This window comes from SAR324 cluster bacterium, assembly GCA_015232315.1.
Taxonomy (GTDB): domain Bacteria; phylum SAR324; class SAR324; order SAR324; family NAC60-12; genus JADFZZ01.
Window position 1 is genome coordinate 21752 of the sequence record JADFZZ010000038.1, and the last position, 25815, is coordinate 47566.

Below are 25815 nucleotides of genomic sequence, written 5' to 3' on the forward strand. Positions count from 1 at the left end.
TTGGGGCAATGTCATCAACTTAAGCTCCCTCGCCCTGGAAGGGAGAGGGTTGGGGTGAGGGTGAAACCTGGCAGAATCGCTCCCTTTTCCCCCTCACCTAACCTCTCCCCAAAGGGGCGAGGGACTGGTTTTTTCTTAAGTTGACGACATTGGCGGTCCAGTCGGTCCGGAGAATGGTTCGGGTTTCCACCCCCGGAACGTTCCTCCAACACCTCGGCAAAAAATTGCCAGTACAGACCTTCCATCACATAGTTGGGAATTTTGAATCGCAGACGGTTGCCCATGTCCTGATCGATGCTGATGAGTCCGAGATAAAACAGCAGGCTGATGAAATCCTGGGTGGTGAAGCGTTTGTCAAAACTGAACTGGGAAGTCAAAGAGGAATACAGACAGCCTTCCCGCATGAGCTGATCCAGCACCTCATGATTCCGCTGTCGGTCGCGTAAATCAAACAGTCTCCGGATCTTGCCGTAGTCACTGGCGATGTTGACGTCCAGCATCTCACGGGGATATTTGAGTTCGTGGGAATATTCATTGGCGAAATACAGCACCATGTCCGGATTGTAGAACCGGGGGCAGTCGGGTTCAAAGCGATAACCGTTATACCACTTGCGGGCATCGGCCATAACCGCCTCAATCCGGTCTTCCGTACAACCAACTCCCTGGAAAATCTCACGGGTTTCCTCTTCGGTAAAACCCATCATCGGATGGAAAATTTTGCTCAGACTCAGATGTTTGGCAATGTTGAATCCACTGGTCAGGCTGTCGAGAGTGACAGGGGAAACACCGGTGATGAACATCCGGTCGATAATTCCCCGGCCCGTGGCTTCCTTGATCGCCTCGTAAAATTTGCGCACAAATCCGTTTCCGCTCACCATGTCGGAAAAATGATCGAACTGGAAGCCCAGGATCTCATTGGCGAAATGGTCATATTCGTCAATCAGCAGATAGATCTTTTTGTCCTTATGCTGATCCAGAAACTGCTTCAGCAGTTGGGACGCCTCCAGATTGTCCGCGAAATCAAGCGGAGTCAGGCCATAGTCCTGCTCAAAATTCCGGAGTCCGCTCAGAACATTGAAGGCAAAACCCTGACGTGTGCTTTCCGGTGTGTCGGTGTGAATCCCGCTGAACTCAAACCTCAGGACATGGTAAGTTCCGGCTAGGGGTGTGGGCTGTTGCCCGATCCGGTATTTGCCGAACAATTCCCCGAACCGATGTTTGTGTTCCAGGCCGTAATAGTGATGCAGAATCGAAATCCACAGGCTCTTGCCAAAGCGTCGGGGACGCAGAAACACCAGATAGGCTTCCGGGAGATTTTCCAGTTTTTCCAGAAACGGAGTGCGGTCGATGAAATGATAATTTTCGTTCACCAGTTTGGGAAAATGGCTGATACCATAGGGAAGTCGGAGCATTCTGCCTTTCAGAAGAAAATCAGGAGCAAGCCAATGTCATCAACTTAATCATTCTGAATGATGCTGAGTATTAATTCCCCCTTGGTTTAAGGGGGATAGGGGGATGTGATTCTGCGTGTTAAATCCCCCATGCCCCCTTTGTAAAGGGGGATTATCCAGCGAAGAATTTCTTAAGTTGACGACATTGGGAGCAAACCCACCACGAGGTGGAAATAACGTGAGCGGGAATTTTGAAGCAACAGGACCTCCCACCCTGATTTATTCTGACAAGGACGCGCTACTTGAGCAAGCGATTTTTATGCTCGCGTTTTATTCAAAAAGGGACTTTCCGAATCCTTTCATAAAGAGAAGTGAATATGGATTCCCATGGAATTTCCGTCTGTCCGACCCTCACCGGATTCAAATCCACATACGCCATGCAGGTTATAACTCACCTTCATTTTATTCCTTGACAGGCCTCAATCCGTTTGTCACAAACCAGACATGGCGGGAATGATGTCAATTTCCGGTCATCTCATTAGTCCATATTTAGTGGGGCAGATAAGTCCGGAACCAATTATTGCCACAGAGCCACAAAGACACAGAGAATTTTTTAAAACATACTCTGTGACACTGTGACACTGTGGCTAAATTCTTTTGCCATTTTGCGCAGAATTTAACTTCCAAGATTCTAACCAGAATGGAAAACAATGGGGGAATCCATGAAAAAAGCGATCCGTTTACAAATGGTCATGATGGGGTGTATCGTTTCACTGTTGAGTGGCTGTGCCGAAGAAGAAAAAGCGACGGCCAGCATAAAAGTGGACCAGACACAGGTAGTTTCAGGAGAATCTCTGATCTTTGACGCACAAGACGCGATTTTTGATGAGATCGAATGGTATCAGGATGACCAGAAGATTCCAGATTGTCAGAACAGCGATCAATGCCAGATCACGTTCTACTACGACCAACTCACCGCCACAGAGGAAACCTCCTCCAACGGTCTGCAAAAACAGTCCAGTGTGAAAATCAAGGTCAAGAAGGCCAAAGCATCCGGGGATATTCCGCTATTAGGCGATTTGATGAATCCTTCACAAGATTCCTCGGATGAGGGCACCTTGACCCTCCTCGTCTCACCGGCAGAGGAATTATCCACGACCGTGGCAACGGACGAGACCACCAACAGTTCCGACAGTTCAAGTTCCAGCACGACAACCACCACGACAGCGGACACCACTACTTCTTCGTCAACCACGACAGCGGACACCACCGTTCCATCCAGTCAATCTGTTTCGATCAACAATGGAGCCTCATCAACGACGAACACCGCCGTTACCTTGACGTTGTCAGCGAAAGATAATGTGGGAGTGACAGGCTATTATGCTTCGGAAAGTTCAACTCCCACCCCATCCCAGTCTGTGGCAGGGTGGACTGCGGTGACCGCGACCGCCAATTATTCGGCTACAGTGAATTTTACGCTGAGCAGTGCCAGTGGCGTGGGAAGTTATACCCGCACAGTGTATGTGTGGTTCAAGGATGCGGCGGGAAATGTATCAACCTCAGCCAGTGCCACCATTCAACTGGTCATCGCGGAGACCACCGTTCCTGCCAGTCCCGCTATTGTCCTCAACAAGGTCGGTACAGGTTCCGGAGCCTATGGCACATCGTTCAGCACAATAGCTCTTTCTTTGTCTGCTACGGACAATGTGGGTGTCACCGCCTGGTACGCTTCAGAAACAGCGACAACCCCGGCGGCGACAGACGGGGCGTGGACCAGTGTGACGGCGGCAACCAGTTATTCCGGAACCGGCGGTTTTGTGCTGAGTGCAGGCAATGCCACCAAAACCGTTTATGCCTAGTTCAAGGACGCGGCGGGAAATATTTCTGCGTCAGCGAATGACACCATCGTGTATCAGACGGTCTCAGCGTTGACACTACCTGATACCGGACAAACGACTTCATACACCAGCACTTTCGGTGAAGACCATGATTACACACTCCGTGCACCGTCTTACACCAACAATGGCAGTACGATCACGGACAATATCACCGGACTGGTGTGGCAGAAGGAAGATGACAACAATATCTACCCCTGGGGCGGCGCGGTAACGTATTGTGATAATCTGACGCTGGGCAGTCAATCGGACTGGCGCTTGCCCACCCGCCGGGAACTGATGAGCATCGTGGATTATGGAGTGTTCAATCCAGGCATCAACAGTACGTATTTCCCGAACACGAATTCCTCGTCGTATTGGTCTTCGTCGTCGAACGCCAACAATTCGAGCGAAGCATGGCGCGTATACTTCGACTTCGGCAACGTGAGCTCCACCCTTAAGTTCTTTAGCTACAATGTCCGGTGCGTTCGTGGAGGGTGAGACGGTGATTTGGTAATTTGGTGATTTGTTCCACAGGCAGTGGAGTGGCGGGAACAAGGTTTGAGGAGTAGTCTCGTTGTTATGAGACAGGGGAATCCCGCCGTCAGGCTGGCTTTATTTTTTTGTCAGCGGAACGCCGGTAGCGTCGGGTTACGTCCCGACGTTTTGTGGAATGATCCCATGCCAGAGCGAACGCCGGTAGCGTCGGGTTACGTCCCGACGTTTTGTGGAATGATCTCCTGCCAGAGCGAACGCCGGTAGCGTCGGGTTACGTCCCGACGTTTTGTGGAATGGCAGTGGGACGTAACCCACTGCTACCGTTTTCGTTCTGACTGATTCATGTTACGTGTACAATACCAACTATGTGCGGTGCGTTGGTGGAGGAAAGTGATCCGGCTGGAACTCTATAAACAGAAAGCCCACCAGCAAGGGCTGAATTATATCGTCGTAGCGAAAGACGGTTATTATCTGAAGAATCTGAAAAAACGAACGGTCACGGAAATAGTCACCTTTATCACAACGGAGAAGCTATGAAAGCAATCATTCAAGGACTCATGTTATGCGGATGGATCTTCATTCAGGGCTGGAATGTTCACGCCGCCATCCCCTACACGGACAACGGGAACGGCACGGTGACTGACAGTTGGACTCAACTGGTGTGGCAAAAGGAAGATGATGACACCACCCGCACGTGGGAACAGGCGTTGACCTATTGTGAAGCACTGGTGCTGGGCGGACAGAACGACTGGCGCCTGCCCAACATCCGTGAACTGGAATCCCTTGTGGATGCCGCCACCTATTCCCCGGCAATCAACAGCACGTATTTCCCGAATACGAATTCCTCGAACTATTGGTCTTCGTCGTCGAATGCCAACTATTCGAGTGACGCGTGGATGGTGCTCTTCATCGGCGGCTCCGTGGGCTACGGCAATAAGTCCGGTACCTACTATGTCCGGTGCGTTCGTGGAGGATCGTGAGTCGGTGCTTTGGTGCTTGGGTGATTTGTTCCACAGGTCGAGGATGTGGGTTGTCGTGAGTGCGGGAGAGGGTCGGAATTCAGAGACAGGGAACCGCCCGTCAGGGCGGTCGAAATCTGACTGAACATGAAACATGTCGCTAAACTTTCGAGACAGGAAAAAATCCAGGGGCTTGATCTGATTTACGGCTACACCAAACCATTATTTTTGATTACTCCCTATGAAGTGAGTGAGTTATGAAACCGAATGAAATGCCAACGGCCTTAAAGGAGGTTTGCCCAGGCTTCCTTCAGACATTCCCTCACGGGTTTGCCCTTGCCATCGGCTAGAAGTTTATGACATACATCCTGTTAGGAAGAGGTTTGTTTTCTCGGTTTGCCGCCTGGTTTTCCGGCGGTTCCACACTATTTCTTCCATGAGAAATGGTGCCAGTGGCTACTCTTCAGGGGACTTTCACCCCATCGTACACAAGTAAATTGAAAGTATTTTTTGACCACCGCAATTTTTTCAAAAGATCTTGCAAAGTTGTTTGTTCATTACTTTTTCAAGGTTCAACAGAGTGGTCAAAAAAACTCTCATTCATGGCGTTGGACTTGTGGCCTTTGTAACCTTAAGAAGCCGTATAATAGTCTGAATTTTTAAATTTTGTTGAGACGATGAAACAAAAAGAGTTAATTCAACACGTGAAACAAGCTATTTTTGAAGTAGAACCTAATGCCGAAGTGATTCTGTATGGTTCACGTTCGCGTGGTGATTTTAACAATGATTCGGATTGGGATTTTCTAATTTTAGTAGACCGAGTGGTCTCTGATAAGCAGGTTGATTGTATCAGACATCGTCTATATGAAATCGAGTGGCAAGCGGGAGAAGTTATTTCCTCCATTATACGAAGTCGCCAAGAGTGGAATAGCCCCCTGTACCAAGTGATGCCCTTACATCAGCGTATTGAACAGGAAGGAATCAAAGTGTGACAGAATCCATTAAAGACTTGGTAAATTATCGTTTGACACGTTCTGAGGAGACTTTGGAAGAAGCTAGAATTTTAGCCAATGTCGGACACTGGAACGCCTGTGTTAATCGTCTCTACTATGCTTGTTTCTATGCGGTATCCGCTCTATTAATTCTGGATAATCTTTCTTGTTGTGGTCTAATAACTTTGGAGTATGCATATTCCCGATCCTCTGCTAAAGTGAAGAAAAAGGAGGTGGATTTTCTGGATTCCAGGGTTTTCGCCCGGAATGATACTGTGGAGTGATTGTCATGCCGGACTTGATCCGGCATCCAGGGGAGCCAAAACTAACGTTTTCTGTCTGGGATTGGTTTAATCACATAACTTACTGTAATTAGATCACTTGTTAAGTACAGACCCAAATTCACTCACGGGTATTGTGCTACGCCCGGAATGACAAAATTCCAGATTTCACCCATCCCGGGTATAAACCAACGAAATCCTGAAACCGGTCATTCAAAACCGACATCATCCTACAGAAAGGAACGACATGATAGAATCCATAGAATATCCTTTTCCCCTCGGCAAGGAATCAGAGTATCCTCTCGGCAGGGAAGTCTGGTACAGCCACATGGAGTATCATAACGAACATACAGGAATTCGGGGATATCCGTATTATCTGGTCACCCAACAGGAAGACTATTCCGCAACCAGGCAACCCATCATGTATTATTTGTGGAAACTGGAAATGCGGGAGCATGAGAAACGTATGTATCGAATCATAGAAACCAGTACCGATTCCAGTTGGATTTGTGACAAGGGAGTGGAACTGGAGCGAATTGTTAAAGAGGAATATCGCAAGGCGCATCCGCACTGGTACAGTGGATGGAGGTGAAGCAATTCCCGGCTGAATCTGAGAGGGACTTTCCAAAGCAGGTCATAAAGGGCAGTGAAGGCCGAATCAGATCAAGCCGGTCAGTGACAACACTTTGAAGGAAATGGCAGAAAGCGGGAGCACGAAGTCCACAGCGCCTTTCTGGATCGCGATTTTGGGCATACCAAACACCACGCAACTTTTTTCATCCTGCGCAATCGTCTGTGCGCCTGCCTGCTTCATTTCGAGCAATCCCTGAGCGCCATCATTTCCCATTCCGGTCATGATAATTCCCAACGCCTGTTTTCCAACGACAGAGGCCACTGAATGAAACAACACATCCACCGAGGGGCGATGTCTGTTGACAGGTTCGCCTTCATGCAACTCAACCATGAACAGTCCATTGCCCACGGTCTTGAGCACCATGTGTTGATCACCCGGAGCGAGAAGCACATGCCCGGATCGCAGTATGTCGCCAGTGACAGCTTCCTTGACAGACAGTGCTGTCTGATCATTGAGCATGGCGGCGAAGGATCGGGTAAATCCCGGTGGCATGTGCTGAACAATCACTATTGGCGGAATCCCGGGAGGAAGCGCTTTCAAAACTTCCATCAAGGCTTCAGTTCCGCCGGTGGAGGCACCGAAGGCGATTACCTGGTATGGAGTGGACGACCGGGAAACGGACATTTCCGTTTGTTTCCTGCTCACTGCTGACGCAGGTGTTTCCGGACGGGTTCGAACTGTTTTGACGGGAGGCGCGGTTTTGACAGCCTGTATGATTTCAGCAGACAATTCCTGAAGCTGGTGCCTCAAATCCGCTTTGGGTTTGGCAATGACAGACACCGCTCCCAGTTTGAGTGCCGCAACGGAGGCTGGCGCGTCTTTCTGGCCCAAGGTGCTCACCACCACCACCGGCAAGGGTTGGGTTTTCATCAATCGTTCCAGAAAAACCAGCCCATCCATTTCCTGCATTTTCAGTTCGAGGATCAATACCTGCGGATTCAACGTGCGGATCTTGTTCAACGCGATATGCGCGTCCGAGGCGGTTCCAACCACTTCAATGTCAGGATCTGATGCCAGGATCTGGCTCAAAACCTGCCTTGCCAGTGCTGAATCGTCAATGATCAGAACCTTGATGGTCACGAAAACTCCTGTGAGATCTTATGATTAAAAAAAATCGGATTTCTGAAAAATATTGTATTTCAACCGGATGAAGCCCTGAAGGCCTTGCAACGATTCTGAATGACCAAGGCATAAATAACCTCCGGGAGCCAGCATGTTCTGAAAACGTTGTGTCAGCATTCCCTGGGTTTCCTTGTTAAAATAAATCAGCACATTACGGCAGAAAATCAGATCAAACAGTGTTTTGACCGGATATTCAGGTGCCAGGAAATTAATGATGCGAAACTGAATCAGTGCCCTGAGACTGTCATCGACACGATAGACAATTTCGCCATGTCTTCGGCCTTTCTGAAAATATTTTTCCACATACAAGTTCGGGAGTTTCGACACATCGTCTTCAGTATAAAACCCTTCTTCGGCTTTTTGTAACGCAGAGGTGCTGACATCAGATGCCAGAATGCGAGTGTCCCATTCTTTCATTCGGCGAGATCCCAAATTTTCCAGGGTCAGCATCGCCAGTGTGTAAGCCTCTTCCCCAGTGGAACATCCCGCGCTCCAGATTCTTAATTTCCGTCCTGCTGGCGGATTCTCGATTATCGCGGGAAAAAAATCCTGTATCAAAAAATCAAATTGGTGATTTTCTCTGAAAAATTCAGTGGTATTGGTTGTCACCGCATTGATCATTTGCTGATATTCAGCAACGTTTTGCTTCAGATAGTCGATGTACTGGCTGAAACTCTGGAGACCGAGTGTCAATAATCTGCGCCGCAAGCGGGTATATGCCAGATCGACTTTTGTCGTATCCCACTGAATTCCAATCTGTTTAAAAACCAGGATGCGGAGTTGCTCAAATTCTTCGGCTGTCGGGCGTTTGATATCTTCAGGAAACAGAGCAGAATGGTGAGTCATCCCTTGCCTTGTAATGCGGGTTAGTCAGTGAAATCTTTAGTCAAAATCAGGCAGATCGTCTTCCGGCTTTTGTTTGCCCGCTTCCAAAGCTGTCAGCAACGGTCTTGAAACCTGGGCTGTTAACTGATTTTGTGTCAGGTCAGGATGTTCTTCGCTCACTCTGAAACCGCTGATAATGGCCATGAGTTCCCGTGCCTGATCGGCCATCACCTGACTGCTGGTGGTCGACTGTTCCACCAGTGACGCATTTTGCTGGGTGATCGAATCCATATCGACGACCGCACTGCGGATCTGCCTGATTCCTTCGGCCTGTTCTGTGGATGAAATGCTGATATTTTCCACCAGATCGGAAACCTCAGTCACGACATCAATGATCTGTCTCAGACTGGTTTCCATCTGTGCGGCAAGGTCTCTGAGCATGGTGTGGGACTGTGTCTGAAAATCATTGAGGGTATTTTCTGCGTTCTGACTCATTTCCTGAACAGACTGGTTAGCGTATTCCATGAGTTTGTTGCCATTGGCAATGAATTCCATGCTGTTTTCAATCAGTAATCCGATTTCTGACGCCGCTTTGGCGGAACGGTGCGCCAGTTTTCTCACTTCAGCCGCGACTACCGCAAAACCGCGTCCGTGTTCACCCGCACGGGCGGCTTCTACGGAGGCGTTCAACGCCAGTAAATTGGTTTGAAAGGCGATATCATTGATGACCGTCGTGATGGTGGAGATTTTTTTTGAACTGTTGGCAATATCCTTCATGGCCGCGACGGACTCGCCATTGATCATTTCCACGGTCTGAAAAAATTGTTGATTGCTCTGTTTCACCATTTCAAGAGTCTGGTTGCTTTGTTCAATGGTATTTCCGACTTGCCGGGTCAGTTGCTCTGATCCTGTCTGTGCGATCCGTTTGGCGTTTTTACTGATATCGTTCACATGAATCGCGTTATCCGCATTGCTTTGAATGGTGGAGGTCATTTCTTCGATCGCCGCGGCGGTTTCAGCCAGTGATGCGGCCTGTTTGTGTGTTCGCTGGGCAAAGTCCTCATTTCCTGCGGCAAGTTCCTGGGAAGAAAGAGAAATCTGGGTGGCGCTTTCCTTGACCTGGACAATCATTTTTGAAAAATTACTGATCATTTTTTTCATGGCTTTCAACAACCAGCCTGTTTCATCCGCGATTTGCCGTTCCAGTTTCTGCTGGTCACCCTCTGTAAGCACCAGATTGCCCTGGGCGATTTCATCCACAACATGCACCGCGATAGTGATGTTTCCTACAAGTTGCCGGGTCAACACATAAATCACACAGAAACTGATCAGGAACGCCAGCAGGGCAAACAGGACCAGGCCTTGAATAATATCCTTCACATGCTGATTCAGGAATTGGGATTTTTCTGATTTCTGATCCTGGATGGCCTGTGTCGAAAACGAAGTACCAAGGGCCCAGCCCCAAGGTTCAAAATGCCGGATATATCCCAGACGTTTCTGGTAGACATCCTTATTGTCGGGATCACTCCATTCAAAGGGCATGAATGTTTCCTTATAGCGTCCCAGAAGCAGGTTGATGGAGGGAAACAACGGTTTTTCCAAGGTTTCCTGATTGCCGGAAACCAGGATCTCACCTTTCCGGGAGCCTGAAGCAAAGCGGAGTTCGGCAAGATCCCCGGTTTTCCACTGAGCCATGTCGGGATGCACCAGCATGGTGGTTTTTTCAGGATGTTCGCCATCATACGTGTGAACCCAGAGGTAGCCGTCATGGTTTTTACCATATCTGAAATTAAGGAGCATGTGCAGTAGTTCCTGCTGAACCTGTGACTCTTCGGCTTCCACATAGGCACCTGTTCCCAAAACCCAGCCCCAGGGCTTAAACAACCGGACATAAGCGATTTTTGGCTGTTGTTCCATCAATCCTTCCGTGGTGGGGCGATACCAGTCATAGCCCACAAAGCCTTCGCCATTTCTTGCCACCTCACGGTTCATCTGAACCACAAACGGCACCTTATCTTCCTGCCCTGTGGCGAAAATCGTCTGCCCTTTACGTTCTCCGGAGGAATAGCGCAGGATCGAAATATCTGAGCCTTCCAGTTGTGTGGATACGGGGTGCATGAGCATCATGGGCACATCGATGTTTGCCTGATCAAAAGAATGGATCCAGATGTAATCGTCGCCTGTATTTCCAGTCCGGAAATTCCGGATTAATTCCACCATTTCCTGTTTGAGTTGTTTGACCGATTGCTCAGGTGTTTTGCTGTTTAAGGCCTGACGATAGCTCGACTCCAGCAAATTGAAAACCAGGTCCATTTTGAGTCTGAGACGTTTTTGAACGACCAGTACCAGATGTTCCTGATCATGCACATCATTATAAGTGTTCTGCACCGTAGCATACGCCAGTCCAACCACATCTTTCATCTGTTGCTGTTGAAGCACCAGGGCTTCATCAACCGCCAGGCGCGTTTGCTGTTCCGCACTGATTTTAGTCAGATGCACCACATAAATCCCGATAAACATCGTGGTGAATACAACGGCCATTACTCCGAGCATCATGATTTTGAAATGAAGACTGTTTCTCAGATTCAATATTTTATGGGTCCGGTGTTGTGACACGTTGCCTCCTGAAAAGATAAAATGCTGTGATGGATGAGATCATCCTGTTCTGCCTAAATTCTCTATTTTGAGAATGATAAAAATGGAAAAATTAAAGGGAAATCAATCCCAGTTCTTCTTCTGACATGATGCCTTCAATGTCGATGAGGATCATCAGGTTGTCCTTGATCTGTGCCATTCCCTGAAGAAACCGGACATCAATCGTTTCTGAAAAGGCTGGTGGCGGTTGAATGTTCGCTGACGACAGGAATGTCACATCTGAAACAGCATCAACGATAACGCCCATTAGTTTTTGCCCCACCTGGACCACAATAATGATGGTGTATTTGGTATAGGGCCGCTCGGGAAATCCAAATTTTTTTCCAAGATCAACCACAGGCACAATAACGCCTCTCAGATTGATCACACCACAGATGAAGGCCGGCACATTGGGAATTTGCGTGATTCGGGTGAAGTTGATGATTTCCATGACTTTGAGAATATCAATCCCATACGTTTCATTCATCAGGGAAAACACCAGCACCTGGGTGCCATCTTCACCATAATGCAGGTCCAGATCAATATCCTCGTAATTGTCCAGCAGATTCCACTGCGCCAGTTCTTCGTTGATGTCTGATGTCATAATTGAAATTATCCTGCTAAAGAAACAGATGATGCCGTAACAGATGGAGTCGATGACGGATTCCATGCCATTCGTATGACTCCCGGAACATCAATGATCAGGGAAACCTGCCCATCGCCCAAAATCGTTGCGCCGGCAATTCCCGGGACGCGCGCAAAATTCTCTTCAAGGTTTTTGATGACAATCTGCTGTTGATCAATCAGTTGATCCACCATCATGCAGATTTTCTGTCCATGATCCTGTACCACGACCAGCATTGCTGCTTCGGGGTTGTTGTATTTTGAGGGCAAATGGAACAGTTCACTCATCCGTACCAGTGGAATGTATTCACCTCGCACCTCAATGAGCAGATGTTTCTGCTGTACCGTTTTTATTTGTGACGGCAAGGGACGCAACGATTCAACAATGGCTATCAACGGGATGGCAAACAACATTTCACCAATGGAAACCAGCATGCCATCAGTAATGGCCAGAGTCAGTGGCAGTTTAATCCTGAAACAGGTTCCACGACCGGGCCAACTCTGAATTTCAAGACGCCCCCTGAGCCGTTCAATATCTTTTTGAACAGCGTCCATGCCGACACCTCTTCCTGAAACATCTGTCACATTTGTTGCAGTGCTGAAACCCGGCTTACAAATAATCGCGTAAATTTCTTCGTCCTGAAGTTTATCATTGGGGTTGATGATCCCCAGATCAAGAGCCTTTTTCAGGATTTTTTCCTGATTCAATCCCTGTCCATCGTCGCTCACCTCAATCCAGATATAGCCATCCCGGTGGCTTGCCTTCAGTGAGATGGTTCCTTCCGGCGGTTTACCACGAGACTGCCGAACTGCCGGGGCTTCGATGCCATGATCCATGGAATTCCGGACCAGATGTTTCAGGGAACCGCTGATTTGTTCGGTGATGGTCTTGTCAATTTCCGTGTGTTCTCCGTCCATCTTGAGGACAATGCGTTTGCCTGATTTGGCTGAAAAATCACGAATCAATCGCTGAAGCGGCTGAAAGACGTGAACGATGGGAACCATTCTCAGTAGCAGTACATGATCCTGCATTTCTCTGACATTCCGGTCATTATCGTCCAGAACCTGTAACAATTGATCCGCCATTTCCTGGTGCAACGGCTCAACCTGTTCATGAAATTGAAACAAGCGGGATTGATTGATCACAGATTCGCCCACCAGATTGATGAGTTTATCCAGTTTGGTGATGTCCACCCTTAAAAAGCGGGAGCTGTTTTTTTCGTCGTGCGTTGAATTTTTTTCTGGCAAAACTTTATGCTCTTTTGATTCTTTGGGGGGGATCTCCCCGGAGGCCTCAATATTTCGAGTTTTTCCGCTGGTGAGACTGCCAGTGGAACGTTCAATGACTTTCTGGTTGTCCGGTTCCACAGGAGTCCGGGATGCGGTCAAGACCACCGACTGTCCCTCCAGAATGAGTTTGATGGCGTCATCCATGGCTTCAGGCGCAATGGTGGTTTCAAGTTTCACATGCCACCAGAGATATAATAATTCAGGATTCAACTGCTCCAGCGAGGGAACTGCTGAAATATGAGGAATCACTGTCAACTCTCCCAAATCCGCCAGATCCCGAAAAACGACCAGAGGCTCCAATCCGTTGCGCAAACTATCCTGATTCAGTTTCAACTCAATCAACCATGAGTGTCCTGTGCCTCCAACCGCAGGGGTTTCGGGTGTCGGTTGTTTCTCAGCAAAAACCGGGCTTGAGGACGCTGTTTCCCTGTCGTTCAGCAAACAGGCCTGAACCTGACTTTGAAGCTCTTGAATTCTTGCGGGAACTGTTGGCGTTATACCCGTTTTTCTAAGGATATTGAAACCATCCAGCGCCTCCAGAAGCAAACCGATCAAGGTGGCGTCAACCGGAATTACAGCGGCCCGGACCTGTACCAGCAGATTTTCCAGCGCATGAGCGAATTCGGCCAGTCCGGTCCATCGGCACATACCCGCCCCACCCTTGATGGTATGCACACCCCGAAATATTTTATGAATCAAGGCCATGGGATCCTCTGTGGATTCCATGGCAAGAATATCCGCTTCAATCTGTTCCAGCAGATCGTCAAGCTCTTCATAAAATATTTGCAGAATTTCCTGGTCGTTCATGTATTGCTTTCCGGTTGGGTGATGAAAATTTCCGACATGCTCCATTCTCTTCAAAACAGAGAATTATTTGAATGTCAACTGAATGGCTCCATTCCAATCAGAATCGGGGGGATTCGTTTGATATTCGTCACAGCGTCTCCGCATCAAACCGGAGGGTACGTCCTCTGGCAGGAGGTTCATGCAGTTTTCAAATTTCATAGCCGCAGTCGACCAGTCACGCTGTTGAAACAACTCAATTCCTTCATGATAAATTGGCGCCATCCGCTGTTTTTTATCACGTAGAGGTTCCGGATCACTTTCAAAAATTTCATACATGGCAATTGCTTCCGTCTTTCCCTTGACGGTCACCAGATCCAGTTTCCGGTATGCCGGATGATAATCTGGAGGAAGTTTACTGATCACTGAATCAGACGTGATGATGGGGCAGCCATAATGTTTGGTCAGATTTTCCAGACGGGCGGCCACATTCACCGCATCACCAATGGCGGTGGAATCCATGCGTGTATCATTACCCAGTGTCCCGATCATGACCTGACCGACATGCAGGCCGATGCCGATGCGGATAGGCGGATAACTGTGGCGTTGGCGGTGAAGGTTATATTCCCGTAAGGATTCCTGCATGGCGATGGCAGACAGCAAGCTGTTGCGTACCTGTTCCTGCTGGTTTTTCTGGTCAAACAGGGCCATGATCGCGTCTCCCATAAATTTATCGACAAACCCGCCATTCCGTTCAATGCAGGGAAGCATGCGTGAAATATAGGAATTGAGAAAACGGAACACCTCCATGGGCTTCATGGCTTCAGACAGATTGGTGAAAGAACGGATATCGCTGAATAAAATAGTCAGGGTTTCGTGAACCACATCACTGAAGTCAAGCGAACCCACACCATTCTGGGCAATCCGCTGAAGAAACTGGCGGGGAACAAATTTTTCAAAAACCCGGCTCATCGCGGCAAAGGCTTCTGTTTCGGCAAGTTTGATTTTTGTGGTTTTGAGCTGTTGAAAAGCTTCCTGCTGGGCGGCAATTGCCTGATTGAGTTCAGCATTTTTTGACCTCAGCAATTCTTCTGTTTTTTTGATCCGTGCCAGTATCTTGATCCGTGCCAGCAATTCCTTTGGATCAAAAGGTTTCGGCAGATAGTCATCCGCTTGAAGTTCTTCCAGGCCTTTGACCAGTTCCTTCTGGTCGCTTTGTGCTGTCAAAAACAGCACTGGAATGTGCCGCCACAGTTCATCTGCTTTGAGAATACGTATGCTTTCATCCCCTGAAAGATGAGGCATGTTCCGGTCGAGCAGGATCACATCCGGAATATCCTCTCGTGAAATGGCACACAGCCACTTGAGTGCCTTAAATCCATTTTCCGCCTCATTGATTTTAAATGGAGTGCCGGAGTGTTCCAGGATTGTTTTCACAGTGGTTCTGACGGTTATGGAATCATCCACAATCAGGATTTTGACGCAATCATCCATGAAGCCCCTGTTCACCCAAAAAAGTATCCAGGCCCAACGCCTCCATAGCCAGGCGAAAGGCGTCGCTCATGGGCAGGACCAGGAGTTCTTTTCCCCTATTCCGTGCGGTGATTCTGGCAGACACCATGACTTGCAGAATTGCGGTGTCCACTTCATTGAGCATTGCGGTGTCCACAACGATACAATCGAGTTTGGACCCCAGCGCATGCCGCAATTCGGAGGCCAGCAGTGGGGCATCAGACAGTGTGGCTGTTCCTTCCATCACAAAACCGTCCGGGGTGGCATTCAATCGCATGATTTATTCTCAATAAGTTTTCTGAAGTTGTTTTCATGGCCTAACTTAACTTGTCAGTGACAAATCCCGTTCAGTTTGGCAAGCAGGAATTGAGAATGGCGACCCTCGACATTATTTCAGGAAATTCCTGCCGGACAAAAACAATCTCCCTCACCGCATCAATCCATTTTTTAAGCTTGATTATCGATATTGTCTTTTACAAGGAATAGACAGTAGCATTCATTTTTTATTATAATTTACACATCATGACAGGAGAGAGGCATGGTATCGTTGATCATTAAAATGGTGGTTTTTATCGGGATCGTGATTGGACTGGGGATCTGGATCGAGCCGCATGTGGCTGTTTCAGGATGGATCCGATATCTGGGATCGTTCGGTGCAACGATCCTGCTGTTTTATCTGTATGGAAAAATCAGTAGCATCTTTATCAAGCAGAAACCGGCATTTCATTCCAGTGAGGCTTCAGCAATCCCTGAGATTGAAGCCCCTTCACAGGCCGAAACCGAAACCACCATGGTTGAGTCTGTTGAAGCTGGCGACACCCCACCGCAACCGCCTAAAAAAACCAGGATGCCCACAATTTATTACATCACGCCACTCCCAACCGATATTGCGGAACAGATTCTGATCGCGCTGGATCACATTCGTCAGAATCCGCGTGAAAAGATCAACACGGATGAATTGCTGGATGCCATCATGGATGTGACCGAGAGTTCCGTGGGCGAAATCGTGATCATGATCACAGACCTGATCCATGCCAGCAACATTGCCCGTAAATTGTTGAGTTCAGGAATTGGAACCATTTTGAGCATCACCCGTAAAACCGGCAAAAAAGTATTCAAGGATCTTTCCCATGAGCAATTGATGCTGATTGTTCGCTGGGCGGAAGACATTCTTAAAGTCGCAGACATGGATTTTGACGCGGTTCTGCCCATCAAACTCAATGCCAGCTATATGTCGGCCATGCCGCTGGATCGTCAGTTGTCCAATAAATCCATTGAACTGCTGCAGGCGATTCTGGAAAATCCGATTGAGGGGTATTATTCAAAAGTAACGGTGGATGTGGCCATGCGGATCGTTGAGGAAGTGTGCCAGTTTTACGTGATAAAGCCGACTGAAATGATGGGTGTTGGCGCCTTTGCCAGAAAGATCATTGACTTCGCGATTGGCATCAGTCTCAAGGTTTCACGACCGGCACTTGAAAAAATCTTTGATAGCATGGCCAAAGATGACATGCTGGTGGCCGCCAACGCTTACAAAAATCTGATCCGCCCGCTTGAAGTGGAGATCAACGCGGAAGATGATGAACGGGTCATGGCTGATTTTGTCGCACCGTCCGTGGATGAGGCCCCTGCAAAAGATGGCGCCGTAGCAACCGATTCGTCACGTTCAGTGGTCATTGCGGAAAACAGTGTCATTGGTATTAAAAATGATCAAATGCTGGATACGTTTGTGGATATCACCAAAGCTTTTGTCATGCATTACCTGAATGCCGGACTGGGCATGGTTCAGGCTGGCGGACTTGTCGATGGACTGGTACGGCAGGCGGCTAACACCAGCATTGAAATCATGCGCCGAACCATCAAACGTCTGCTGTCAGTTCGTGAAATCACCCAGGAACAATTGGCGGACATGATTGCCTGGGGTGAAAAAGTGTTACGGCCAAACAGCTCGGATTTTGTGAGGGCGTTGCCTTATTCCAAAGAACAGGCACAACAGATTTTTGATTTGGTCAATGCCATTCGCAATGATCCGAAACCCGGAAAACACACGGATGAAATCATCAATTTATCCGTCATGCTGACCAGGGTTTCAGCCACTTTTTACATCAATGACCCGATGAAAAAAAATAAAATCACACCCATTGGCCAGGGGATTGTCAATATGGGGGTTGGGGCATCCATTCAATTGTTACGCACAACCGGCCGCATGATTGTCAATAAAATGGACAAGGATAATCTACTTCTGGTCGCGGATCGTGCAGAAAACTTTTTTCAACCACTGCAACCCCGGTGAGTGGTGCTGAACAAAACAAATTGGATCAAGAGGCCCGGATAAAAAATCGGAATTTATTGGGTGGATGTAGAGACGGGTTTCAAACCCGTCTCTATGGTGGGCAGAATCATTCTCCGGTGAGTGGCGGGATATAATGAAACAAGGCCTTGTCGTTTGGTGGTAAAACCGTTACAGCTACGTATGTCGTCAATCTTGAACTAATTCCAACCTCAAAGAGCAATATGCTGGCATTCGACACTCACCACTATATCAAAAGCCTCATGGCGGTCGGCGTTTCCATGGAACAGGCCGAGGTCCAGGCCGATACCCTCAAAACCATCCTGATGCATGACGCGGTCACCAAACCTGATCTGGAACTGGCCAAAACCGAACTCCAGCGCGACATTAAAGAACTCGACGCCAGGATCGAAACCACCAGGCTCGAACTCCAACATGACCTCAAGGAACTGGAACTGAGGCTCTCTTCTGAAACCCACCTCCTCAAATGGATGACAGGCCTCATGCTCGGTGGTGTCATTGCGCTGATCGTCAGAACTTTTTTTCCGTTTTGAGGAATCTTTTCAAAATTTGGCGCCTTTCAAATCACGTTTGACAGTTTATCATAGCAAAAGATTCAGGTATGCATGAACCCATGAGGAATCATAAATCTGGAAAAATATGACAAAATTTATCAAGGAAACCCTGCCCCTCCATCATACCGCGTCTGGATGCCGGTATGACCTGGATGTATGGCGTTATTCTCCACCCCGGGCGACCCGGACTGTTTATCTTCAGGGGGGGATCCACGGCATTGAAATCACTGGAATCCCGGTGCTTTATGAATTCATGGAAGTGATAGAACAGCATCAACTTCCCGACCGGTTTATTTGTGTGCCACAGGCGAACCCGATGGGGCTGGACAGCCAGATGATGGCGGTGCAAACCGGTTACAACAATCTGCACACCAATCCACAAAATTGTCTGAACTGGAACCGCATCACCAACCTGGGTGAGCATGCCGGGATTGAAGGCTACTGGATTCAGCAGCTTCTGCGTCTGGCCGAGGAAGCGGAGGTGGTTCTTGATCTGCACACGGCAGGTGCCGAAGCGTTGCCGCATGTGTATAGCCATGCCAGCCAGATTGCCACTGTGACCGGCTTGGGAATTCCGCACATTCTGTCCTGGACCGGTATTTCTACCAGTTTTTCAGATACCTGTTTCCAGAGAGGAAAGACAGCCACCACTTTTGAACTGTCTGCCAGCCGGAAAGTGGAAATGTCATGGGTGAGCCGCAGTGTGGATTATCTGAAACGTTATTTTGGTTTGTTGCCTCCTATTGAGGGTTCCCGCATCTGGATTGTTGAGAAACAATATAAAAGTCTCTATTCCCCGTTTCATGGTGTTTTATGCTGGCTTCGTGAAACAGGAGACGAAATTTGTCAGGGCGAGCCACTGGCTTTTGTGTATTCACGGGACGGAAAACAAACATTGATTTCTCCGTACAACGGTGTGTTGTTGATCAAATACCCGATCCATGCGCCTTATGAACGTCAGGAGGTTGCCAAAATACTGGTTGCGGAATGAATTAAGATTTTTCTGAAACACGATATTTATTTCAGATTTTGAACGTTCCTTAATGTTTCCAGTGATGGTGTGAAAAACATGGCACCAGTGACAGGTGTAGTGTAATTCATCAGATGATCGGTCAAGCCATCGCCACTGGTTCCAAACATGTTGGACAACATTTTATCGACAATGGTGAGATCTTTGGTGTAGGCCAGAAAAAACAGGCCTTTCTCTCCGGAAAGAGAATAATAAGGCAAACTGTGCCGGACAATTTGCAATTCGTCTCCTTCTTCCTCAATAACCACACGACTGATATGCGAAGTTGGTGGTTTCACATCCTCAGCAAGTTCCACAGAATCCGGTTTGGTGCGACCAATGATATTTTCCTGTTCGCCTTGTGAGAGCTTGTTCCAGGATGTCATTTTATGAACAAAGCGTTGTGAAAATACATAACTTCCCCCGGCAAATTCCGGATCCTCCTCACCAATCAATGCGGCTTCCGCACGTTCATCGCCTTGGGGATTTTCGGTTCCATCAATAAAACCGGTCAGATCCCGTGAATCCAGATATTGTTTTGCCTGCACGTCTTCAACAACCGAGACCTGACTTCCCAGTTGTTCGAGGAGCGGTTGCAGAAGTTCATAATTCAAATCCGGACGGCTTGAATGAACATGAAACAGAATGTCTCCTCCAGTAGCGGGTATCTGTTGCTGACTGCCGGATATTGTCTGGAATGTTTTTAATTGTAACGGACGTTTTTGCGGCGAAATCAAATTCCAGAAAGTTGCGCCAAAACTAATGGTTCCGCATAAATTCGCGGAGGTGTCCATTTGGCTGATCGCGGTCAACAGTTCAGGAAACTTTGAACAGATCCTGAATACCTGTTGAGCCTGTGTCTGTGGGTTTTGCACATTCAAAACCACAAAGAGTCCATGTTTTCCTGCTTCGGGAGTAATACCAGTTTGAGGAGTCATTGTTTCTCCTTATTTTCGAAGTTCATAAAAGTTGTGTGAATCCATCTGAATGATGGCCTGTTTCTTCGCATACAATAAATTATGTTTTCAAACAAGGTGTCTTTTCAACGAATCAGAATTAACACCATTTCATACGAAGGAGTGATGATGAATACGCAGACAAACGCTTTCTCCGGCAGTCCATGTTTCTCGTGAATGAACACGGCAATGAGCACTTGCGCCTCCTGCTGTTTTTAACCAGAGCCACTGCTGACTGCCGTGAAATTCAACCTTCTCAATCAATACCGTGCCTGAAAGGGCGTCAGAACATTTTTCAACCGTAATATCCTCGGGACGTATCATGATTTGTTTTCCGCTTTCCCGATACTCAAAAACATGATCCGGGAAAAACGCTTGAAATTCCACATCGGAAAAGAAATTGGCATCTCCCACAAATGCGGCCGCCCAGGCTGAGACAGGAGCATGGTATATCTCCGCAGGAAGTCCTTCCTGAATGATGGCGCCCTGATGGAGCAACAGCATTCTATCCGCAAAAGAAAACGCCTCGATCTGATCATGCGTCACCAGAATGGCGCTCAACCCCTTGCGTTTCAGAATGTCACGCACTTCTGCGCGCAATTTGACGCGCAATTGGTAATCAAGGCTACTGAACGGTTCATCCATCAGCAATAATGCCGGTTCCGGAGCCAAAGCCCTCGCAATGGCGACACGCTGTTGCTCACCGCCTGAAAGTTCATGCGGCATTTTGGCGCCATAGCCCTCAAGATTAACCAGTTCAAGCATTTCATCAACAATCCTGGAAGTGAACTTGCCGCGGGCAATTCCAAACGCGATATTCTCCGCAACAGATAAATGAGGAAACAGCGCGATATCCTGAAACACCATCCCCACTTTTCGTTTTTCAGGCGGAATGTTCATGCCTGAATCAAATACAGCCTTTCCATGCAGTCTGATGTTTCCTTTATCAGGGGACTGTAATCCGGCTATCATCCTGAGGAGCGTTGATTTGCCGCATCCGGAAGGTCCCAGAAGGACCATCAGTTCATGCTGATACAGCCCGAAACTGATGTCGTTCACAGCAGACATCCCGTTAAAATGTTTGCTCAATCCATTGCATTGGAGAAGTAACTCAGACGTCGTATTCATGATAAATCTCCATCTTTTTCAGGTTTTGTGCGTCCAGATCGAATCAGTAGCCATACAGGAATGATCGCAATCATGACGATTGTCAGCGCTGGCAGGGCGGCATCTGCCCAATAGGATTCCTTGGTCAATTGCCAAATTCTGGTGGCGAGTGTGTCCTGACCAAAACTTCTGAGAATGAGGGTGGCAGGCAGTTCTTTCATGACATCTACAAAGATTATGATGAATCCTGTGAGGAGTCCGCCTTCGATCATGGGTAAATGGATTTTCCGCAGAATGCTGATTCTGGACGCACCCAGTGTTTTGGCCGCCATATCCATAGAGGGCAAAACCCTGACAAGACTCGAATCTACCGCACTGAAGCCCACAGAAAGGAAACGCACCACGTAAGCAAAGAGCATTCCCACGATAGTGCCTGTAAATATAAGGCCCACAGGCTGATGCCAAAGCTGTTCGCTCCAGTCATTCAATGTGCGGTCCAGCCAGCCCAGTGGAATCAAGACTCCCACAGCGATGACGGTGCCCGGCAAGGCATAACCCATACTGGAAAAACGGATCATGCCTGTGATCATTTTGAAGGGAAAAAGCCGCTTTCCATAAGCCAGAAGAATCGCCACGGCCAAAGTGATCATTGCGGCCAGACCTGCCAGTTTAAGCGTATTGAACAGCGCATCCAGATAACGATGATCGAATTTTTCATCGATTCCGGATGTAACCCAGAACAGAAGAATTCCAACCGGATAGAAAAAACTCATGGTAAGAACAAGCATGGGGTACCCTGCCGCAATCAAGGCTTTCACTCCTGAAAGCGGTTTTGGCATCAAAGGTTTCCGTTTCCCATGCAGTTGGAAATATTCTGCTTTTCCACGGGTTTTTCTTTCAATCCAGAACAAGGCCAGCGTACAAAGCAACAGCATTCCAGCCAGTTGTATGCCGGCATGACGGTCGTACATGCCATACCACATTTCATAAATCGCAGTAGTGAAGGTGTCATAGGAAAAAGTTCCGACTGTTCCAAAATCCGCCAGACATTCCATCAGTGCCAGAGCCATGCCCGCAGTGATGGAAGGACGTGCCAGGGGGAGCGCAAGGCGGGTAAATAGCTGACGGTGGCTGGTTCCCAGTAAACGCGCGGCGTTGAGTAATTCCTGATTCTGTTCGCGGAAAGCGGCACGGGCGGCAAGATACACATAGGGATACAACACCAGCGACATGACCATCGCGACCCAGAAAAAGGAATGGACATCTGGAATCCAGCTATCTTTGCCGAACCACGAACGGATCATTGTTGGAAATACCCCAAAATAATCCCATTGGGACACCACCACAAACGCGAGCACATATCCCGGCATGGCCAGCGGCAACAGCAACAGTCCTTCCAGCCATTTTCTGCCCGGAAAGGAATACATGACGACCAACCACGCCAGGCTGGTGCCAAGGATAAAGGTTCCCACACCTACAGCGGCCGCAAGCCTCACGGTATTCCAGATCAATTCTGGAAGGCGGGTTTCCCAGAGATATTTCCAGATCTCCCATCTCGGTTGAAAGAGTGTGAACGCGATTCCAACAAGAGGAATTGAAACAAGACCTGCCGTCATTATAATTCCGGCAAACCATAGGTAGCCTTGGTGTTTGATTTTCAAATCCGATGCTCCTTCTGAAGGATTATTATGAGAGCTTGTTACCACGATTTAAGCCGGAATTTCTCCCTTGGGTTTGAAATGAAATTCCCCTAATCCTTTAAACCAGGGGGCGTTGGTGCCCAATGTCATCAACTTAAGCCTTCTGAATGGTGCTGAGTATTAATTCCCCCTTGGTTTAAGAGGGATAGGGGGATGTAATTCTGAGTGTTAAATCCCCCATACCCCCTTTGTAAAGGGAGATTATCCAGCGAAGAATTTCTAAGTTGACGACATTGAGTTGGTGCCGGTACCGTCAGAGAGCGTAACTTAACAGCCTTGACGATACCCTGCCGGGATTATTTATATCCTGCTCGTGTCATGAGCTGGACAGCCTGTGCCTGATATTCTCCAGCCGCCGAGATGTTGACGGAATCCTGCCTGAACTGACTTCCCCACCATTGCGACAGTCTCGGACTTGCGGAGACGTTCTGATTGGCGGGATACTCCAAATTATCATCAGCAAACAGATTCTGGGCTTCTGCCGAGGAGAGAAACTCGATCAATTTAATGGCATCCGCCCTGTTTTTGGCGTATTTCGTGATTCCGGCTCCGGAAATATTGACATGAGTGCCTGTGGTCTGCTGATTGGCCCAGAACAATCCGACCGGGAACTCCGGATTGGCCAACAGCTCATTGCCAAGATAATAGGTATTGACGAGGCCTACATCACATTGTCCCGCGGCAATTGCCTTGAGAACATCTGAATCTTTTGCATGGATCACCGGTTGGTTGGCCATCCAGCCTTCAACAGTCTGTCGAGCGAAATCCTCTCCCTTTGATTTGATCATCGTTGCGACCATTGATTTGTTGTATACTTTTTTGGACGTTCTCAGACACAGTTTGTTTTTCCAGCGGGGATTTCCCAAATCCTCATACGTGGATAGCAAGGAGGGATTGACACGTTCCTTGCTGTAAACAATGGTTCTTGCACGCAAGGTCAATCCGAACCAGAATCCCTCCGGATCACGCAAATGTGGCGGAATCTGACTGAAGATCGTCCAGGATTCCACGCTTTGAAGAACCCCTTCTTTTTTGGCAAGCCACAAATTACCGGCATCTACGGTGAGAAGCACATCCGCGGATGTCTGTTTTCCCTCTGCTTTCAGACGTTCTATCAATTCCGCTTCATCAGCGGTTAAATATTTCACTTCAATCCCGGTTTTCCGTGTGAACGCGTCAAACGCTGGTTTGATCATTTTTTCAATCCGTGCGGAATACACATGAACTGTTTGCCCCATGACACCTGAAGCGGTTCCTCCTATACCGATCAGTACTATACTGATCCACCATATTATTTTTTTCATGTTTTCTCCATAAATAGAATTATCATTCTTGAGACTAAGAGAAAAATTAGTCTATGCGAATAATTATAAATTTCAATACTTAAAAAAATTAATGCGTAGCATGGGTCTGATTTTCTGCGACTTGCTGCATGGGTCCTTTGGTAATTGCCGTGGTAACGCATCGTGTCATTTCGAACGAGGAGAGAAATTTTTAATACATTCTGTTTTTAAGAGCCCTCACATTCGTTCAGGATGACACCGTTTACAGTCCTTTCGCTTATTTTTAGGACCCATTATGAATTTGATTTTGAATCGTCAAGAAGGAGCGGTCTTTGGTTCGTTATGAACCAGGTAAACGTCCTGTGGGATTTGTAGTAGTTTGAGAACAAGGCACTGAATATCTGAAAGAGCCTCGACGAGAACAACGCTTTGGTGTTTCTCAGTGTCTTCGATCAAAAGATGTAGTGATTGAAAAACGGCTAATAAGCGTTCCGCAGAAGGTCGCGCGGTTTTCATTTTTGGATTTCCGGGAACCAATCCTGATAGTTCTTGTTTGTTTACCGCTAATTCTCGGCGCGCGACAAATTCCAGAAGCGTCAAAGCTTGCAAAGCCAGAGTTAACAGAAACATCAATCCGCGAATGCGCGTCTCAATCCGCAGGAAAAGCGGTAGGGCAGGTAAACTGCCTTTTTTCCAGTGTTGTATATCGTGTTCTACCTCCCATTGATCACGATAATAGCTGATGGCCTGATTCAAGGAGAGTTCTTTGACTGGAGCATTAACGACGTAGATCCGCCATCCGGCCAGGAGCATCGCTTTATCAATAGCTTTCTGGTTTCTTGTGAAATTGAAGCGGAATTGAGAATGAATTTCATGCCGTGACGGCGTATTGGGCCCGGGGCGTCCCGCGCAGAGATATTTTATGGTTTCAACACGCTCTTCGGTGATATTCCATTGGATGTACTCAGAAACGCGAAAGCGTTGCAAAATAGTGTCAATTTTACCCTTGAGTTTTTCTGGATCGTCAAAAATTTTCGTTTGTAGACGACCCAATTCTTCCGCAGTTTTTTGCAGACGTTTTTCCAAACTTTCGCGCTGTCCGTTCGCATGAGCGGGACTTTGGATGACCAACCATCGCTCTTGCCATGAGAACGGATCTTCCGAGGAAAAACTCATGGTTCGAGAAAACTCAAAACCTTTAGCGACGCAACGAGTTGTTCCATCACGGTAAGTATGCCAAAGCAGTTCCAAAAAACAATGTTGAGGATCGAGAACTGTTTGGGTGAGGATCTCAGGAACTTCGCCGGTCATAGGCAGCGGAAAGAGGTAACGTCCGCCTTCCCTGGCAATCGTGGCGCGGGTCTCTATGGCCGCCCCTTTGCTATCAGCAACATAAAGAAAAGCCGGATGACCAATAGCCGCGGTCATTTGACGCCAGGCTGGAATATAGAGCGGATCGTCCGCGTTATGACCCGC

Annotated in this window: 23 protein-coding genes; 10 read left to right on the forward strand and 13 right to left on the reverse strand. The window is 47.9% G+C overall.

Annotated elements, in window-relative coordinates:
• Positions 1-14 precede the first annotated feature (14 nt).
• Positions 15-1412: an AAA family ATPase gene (locus HQM11_18320; GenBank protein ID MBF0352995.1), complete on the reverse strand. Its 1398-nt coding sequence runs from the start codon at positions 1410-1412 to the stop codon at positions 15-17.
• 701 nt (positions 1413-2113) lie between these two features.
• Here HQM11_18320 and HQM11_18325 point away from each other — a divergent pair.
• The 7 genes from HQM11_18325 to HQM11_18355 all read left to right on the forward strand — a co-directional run bounded on the left by HQM11_18325 (position 2114) and on the right by HQM11_18355 (position 6587).
• The gene (locus tag HQM11_18325; protein MBF0352996.1) at positions 2114-3250 is read left to right on the forward strand and encodes a hypothetical protein; all 1137 of its coding nucleotides are present in this window, start codon (positions 2114-2116) and stop codon (positions 3248-3250) included.
• A gap of 48 nt (positions 3251-3298) precedes the next feature.
• Positions 3299-3766, forward strand: coding sequence for a DUF1566 domain-containing protein (locus tag HQM11_18330; protein ID MBF0352997.1), 468 nt, complete (start codon positions 3299-3301; stop codon positions 3764-3766).
• Positions 3767-4105: 339 nt separating this feature from the next.
• Positions 4106-4300, forward strand: a complete 195-nt coding sequence (locus tag HQM11_18335; GenBank protein MBF0352998.1) for a hypothetical protein — start codon at positions 4106-4108, stop codon at positions 4298-4300.
• Positions 4297-4743 (forward strand): DUF1566 domain-containing protein, encoded by a 447-nt coding sequence (locus HQM11_18340; protein ID MBF0352999.1) that lies wholly within the window; start codon positions 4297-4299, stop codon positions 4741-4743. The genes HQM11_18335 and HQM11_18340 overlap by 4 nt, the downstream gene beginning before the upstream one ends.
• Positions 4744-5399: 656 nt before the next feature.
• Entirely contained in the window at positions 5400-5714 is a 315-nt protein-coding gene (locus HQM11_18345; GenBank protein ID MBF0353000.1) for a nucleotidyltransferase domain-containing protein, read from the forward strand.
• Positions 5711-5998, forward strand: coding sequence for a HEPN domain-containing protein (locus tag HQM11_18350; protein ID MBF0353001.1), 288 nt, complete (start codon positions 5711-5713; stop codon positions 5996-5998). Before HQM11_18345 ends, HQM11_18350 begins: the two co-directional genes overlap by 4 nt.
• Before the next feature lie 244 nt (positions 5999-6242).
• Positions 6243-6587, forward strand: a complete 345-nt coding sequence (locus HQM11_18355; protein ID MBF0353002.1) for a hypothetical protein — start codon at positions 6243-6245, stop codon at positions 6585-6587.
• Positions 6588-6653: 66 nt separating this feature from the next.
• Here HQM11_18355 and HQM11_18360 read toward each other — a convergent pair whose 3' ends face one another.
• The 7 genes from HQM11_18360 to HQM11_18390 form a co-directional block, all read right to left on the reverse strand.
• Entirely contained in the window at positions 6654-7709 is a 1056-nt protein-coding gene (locus HQM11_18360; GenBank protein MBF0353003.1) for a chemotaxis response regulator protein-glutamate methylesterase, read from the reverse strand.
• 24 nt (positions 7710-7733) lie between these two features.
• Complete coding sequence (locus HQM11_18365; GenBank protein ID MBF0353004.1) at positions 7734-8597, reverse strand: chemotaxis protein CheR; 864 nt, start codon at positions 8595-8597, stop codon at positions 7734-7736.
• Positions 8598-8633: 36 nt separating this feature from the next.
• Complete coding sequence (locus HQM11_18370) at positions 8634-11192, reverse strand: methyl-accepting chemotaxis protein (GenBank protein MBF0353005.1); 2559 nt, start codon at positions 11190-11192, stop codon at positions 8634-8636.
• A 91-nt stretch (positions 11193-11283) separates the two neighbouring features.
• Positions 11284-11814 carry a purine-binding chemotaxis protein CheW gene (locus tag HQM11_18375; GenBank protein MBF0353006.1) on the reverse strand — a complete coding sequence of 177 codons (531 nt, stop codon included), beginning with the start codon at positions 11812-11814 and terminating at the stop codon, positions 11284-11286.
• An 8-nt stretch (positions 11815-11822) separates the two neighbouring features.
• Positions 11823-13931: a chemotaxis protein CheA gene (locus tag HQM11_18380; protein ID MBF0353007.1), complete on the reverse strand. Its 2109-nt coding sequence runs from the start codon at positions 13929-13931 to the stop codon at positions 11823-11825.
• Between the two features lie 63 nt (positions 13932-13994).
• Entirely contained in the window at positions 13995-15401 is a 1407-nt protein-coding gene (locus HQM11_18385) for a response regulator (protein MBF0353008.1), read from the reverse strand.
• Positions 15394-15696 carry an STAS domain-containing protein gene (locus HQM11_18390; GenBank protein MBF0353009.1) on the reverse strand — a complete coding sequence of 101 codons (303 nt, stop codon included), beginning with the start codon at positions 15694-15696 and terminating at the stop codon, positions 15394-15396. Before HQM11_18390 ends, HQM11_18385 begins: the two co-directional genes overlap by 8 nt.
• 261 nt (positions 15697-15957) lie before the next feature.
• On the opposite strand from HQM11_18390, the gene HQM11_18395 reads away from it, so the two are divergent.
• From HQM11_18395 to HQM11_18405, 3 genes are all read left to right on the forward strand, one after another.
• Positions 15958-17712: a hypothetical protein gene (locus HQM11_18395; GenBank protein ID MBF0353010.1), complete on the forward strand. Its 1755-nt coding sequence runs from the start codon at positions 15958-15960 to the stop codon at positions 17710-17712.
• A gap of 221 nt (positions 17713-17933) precedes the next feature.
• On the forward strand, positions 17934-18263 hold the full coding sequence (locus HQM11_18400; protein MBF0353011.1) for a hypothetical protein: 330 nt from the start codon (positions 17934-17936) through the stop codon (positions 18261-18263).
• A gap of 106 nt (positions 18264-18369) precedes the next feature.
• The gene (locus HQM11_18405; GenBank protein MBF0353012.1) at positions 18370-19275 is read left to right on the forward strand and encodes a succinylglutamate desuccinylase/aspartoacylase family protein; all 906 of its coding nucleotides are present in this window, start codon (positions 18370-18372) and stop codon (positions 19273-19275) included.
• Between the two features lie 26 nt (positions 19276-19301).
• Here the strand turns inward: HQM11_18405 and HQM11_18410 are convergent, their stop codons facing one another.
• From HQM11_18410 to HQM11_18430, 5 genes are all read right to left on the reverse strand, one after another.
• Complete coding sequence (locus HQM11_18410; protein MBF0353013.1) at positions 19302-20231, reverse strand: Dyp-type peroxidase; 930 nt, start codon at positions 20229-20231, stop codon at positions 19302-19304.
• Positions 20232-20360: 129 nt separating this feature from the next.
• Positions 20361-21377 (reverse strand): ABC transporter ATP-binding protein, encoded by a 1017-nt coding sequence (locus HQM11_18415; protein ID MBF0353014.1) that lies wholly within the window; start codon positions 21375-21377, stop codon positions 20361-20363.
• Entirely contained in the window at positions 21374-23017 is a 1644-nt protein-coding gene (locus HQM11_18420; protein MBF0353015.1) for an iron ABC transporter permease, read from the reverse strand. The genes HQM11_18415 and HQM11_18420 overlap by 4 nt, the downstream gene beginning before the upstream one ends.
• 335 nt (positions 23018-23352) lie before the next feature.
• On the reverse strand, positions 23353-24360 hold the full coding sequence (locus tag HQM11_18425) for an extracellular solute-binding protein (protein ID MBF0353016.1): 1008 nt from the start codon (positions 24358-24360) through the stop codon (positions 23353-23355).
• Between the two features lie 294 nt (positions 24361-24654).
• On the reverse strand, positions 24655-25815 hold a 1161-nt coding region (locus HQM11_18430; GenBank protein ID MBF0353017.1), incomplete at its 5' end, for a transposase.

What these genes read in the sequence shown, in the direction of transcription:
- HQM11_18320 (MBF0352995.1), bottom strand. Translation starts at nt 1,412, where the DNA reads ATGCTCCGACTTCCCTATGGTATCAGCCATTTTCCCAAACTGGTGAAC.
- HQM11_18325 (MBF0352996.1), top strand. Translation starts at nt 2,114, where the DNA reads ATGAAAAAAGCGATCCGTTTACAAATGGTCATGATGGGGTGTATCGTT.
- HQM11_18335 (MBF0352998.1), top strand. Translation starts at nt 4,106, where the DNA reads ATGTTACGTGTACAATACCAACTATGTGCGGTGCGTTGGTGGAGGAAA.
- HQM11_18340 (MBF0352999.1), top strand. Translation starts at nt 4,297, where the DNA reads ATGAAAGCAATCATTCAAGGACTCATGTTATGCGGATGGATCTTCATT.
- HQM11_18345 (MBF0353000.1), top strand. Translation starts at nt 5,400, where the DNA reads ATGAAACAAAAAGAGTTAATTCAACACGTGAAACAAGCTATTTTTGAA.
- HQM11_18355 (MBF0353002.1), top strand. Translation starts at nt 6,243, where the DNA reads ATGATAGAATCCATAGAATATCCTTTTCCCCTCGGCAAGGAATCAGAG.
- HQM11_18365 (MBF0353004.1), bottom strand. Translation starts at nt 8,597, where the DNA reads ATGACTCACCATTCTGCTCTGTTTCCTGAAGATATCAAACGCCCGACA.
- HQM11_18375 (MBF0353006.1), bottom strand. Translation starts at nt 11,814, where the DNA reads ATGACATCAGACATCAACGAAGAACTGGCGCAGTGGAATCTGCTGGAC.
- HQM11_18380 (MBF0353007.1), bottom strand. Translation starts at nt 13,931, where the DNA reads ATGAACGACCAGGAAATTCTGCAAATATTTTATGAAGAGCTTGACGAT.
- HQM11_18385 (MBF0353008.1), bottom strand. Translation starts at nt 15,401, where the DNA reads ATGGATGATTGCGTCAAAATCCTGATTGTGGATGATTCCATAACCGTC.
- HQM11_18390 (MBF0353009.1), bottom strand. Translation starts at nt 15,696, where the DNA reads ATGCGATTGAATGCCACCCCGGACGGTTTTGTGATGGAAGGAACAGCC.
- HQM11_18395 (MBF0353010.1), top strand. Translation starts at nt 15,958, where the DNA reads ATGGTATCGTTGATCATTAAAATGGTGGTTTTTATCGGGATCGTGATT.
- HQM11_18400 (MBF0353011.1), top strand. Translation starts at nt 17,934, where the DNA reads ATGCTGGCATTCGACACTCACCACTATATCAAAAGCCTCATGGCGGTC.
- HQM11_18405 (MBF0353012.1), top strand. Translation starts at nt 18,370, where the DNA reads ATGACAAAATTTATCAAGGAAACCCTGCCCCTCCATCATACCGCGTCT.
- HQM11_18410 (MBF0353013.1), bottom strand. Translation starts at nt 20,231, where the DNA reads ATGACTCCTCAAACTGGTATTACTCCCGAAGCAGGAAAACATGGACTC.
- HQM11_18415 (MBF0353014.1), bottom strand. Translation starts at nt 21,377, where the DNA reads ATGAATACGACGTCTGAGTTACTTCTCCAATGCAATGGATTGAGCAAA.
- HQM11_18425 (MBF0353016.1), bottom strand. Translation starts at nt 24,360, where the DNA reads ATGAAAAAAATAATATGGTGGATCAGTATAGTACTGATCGGTATAGGA.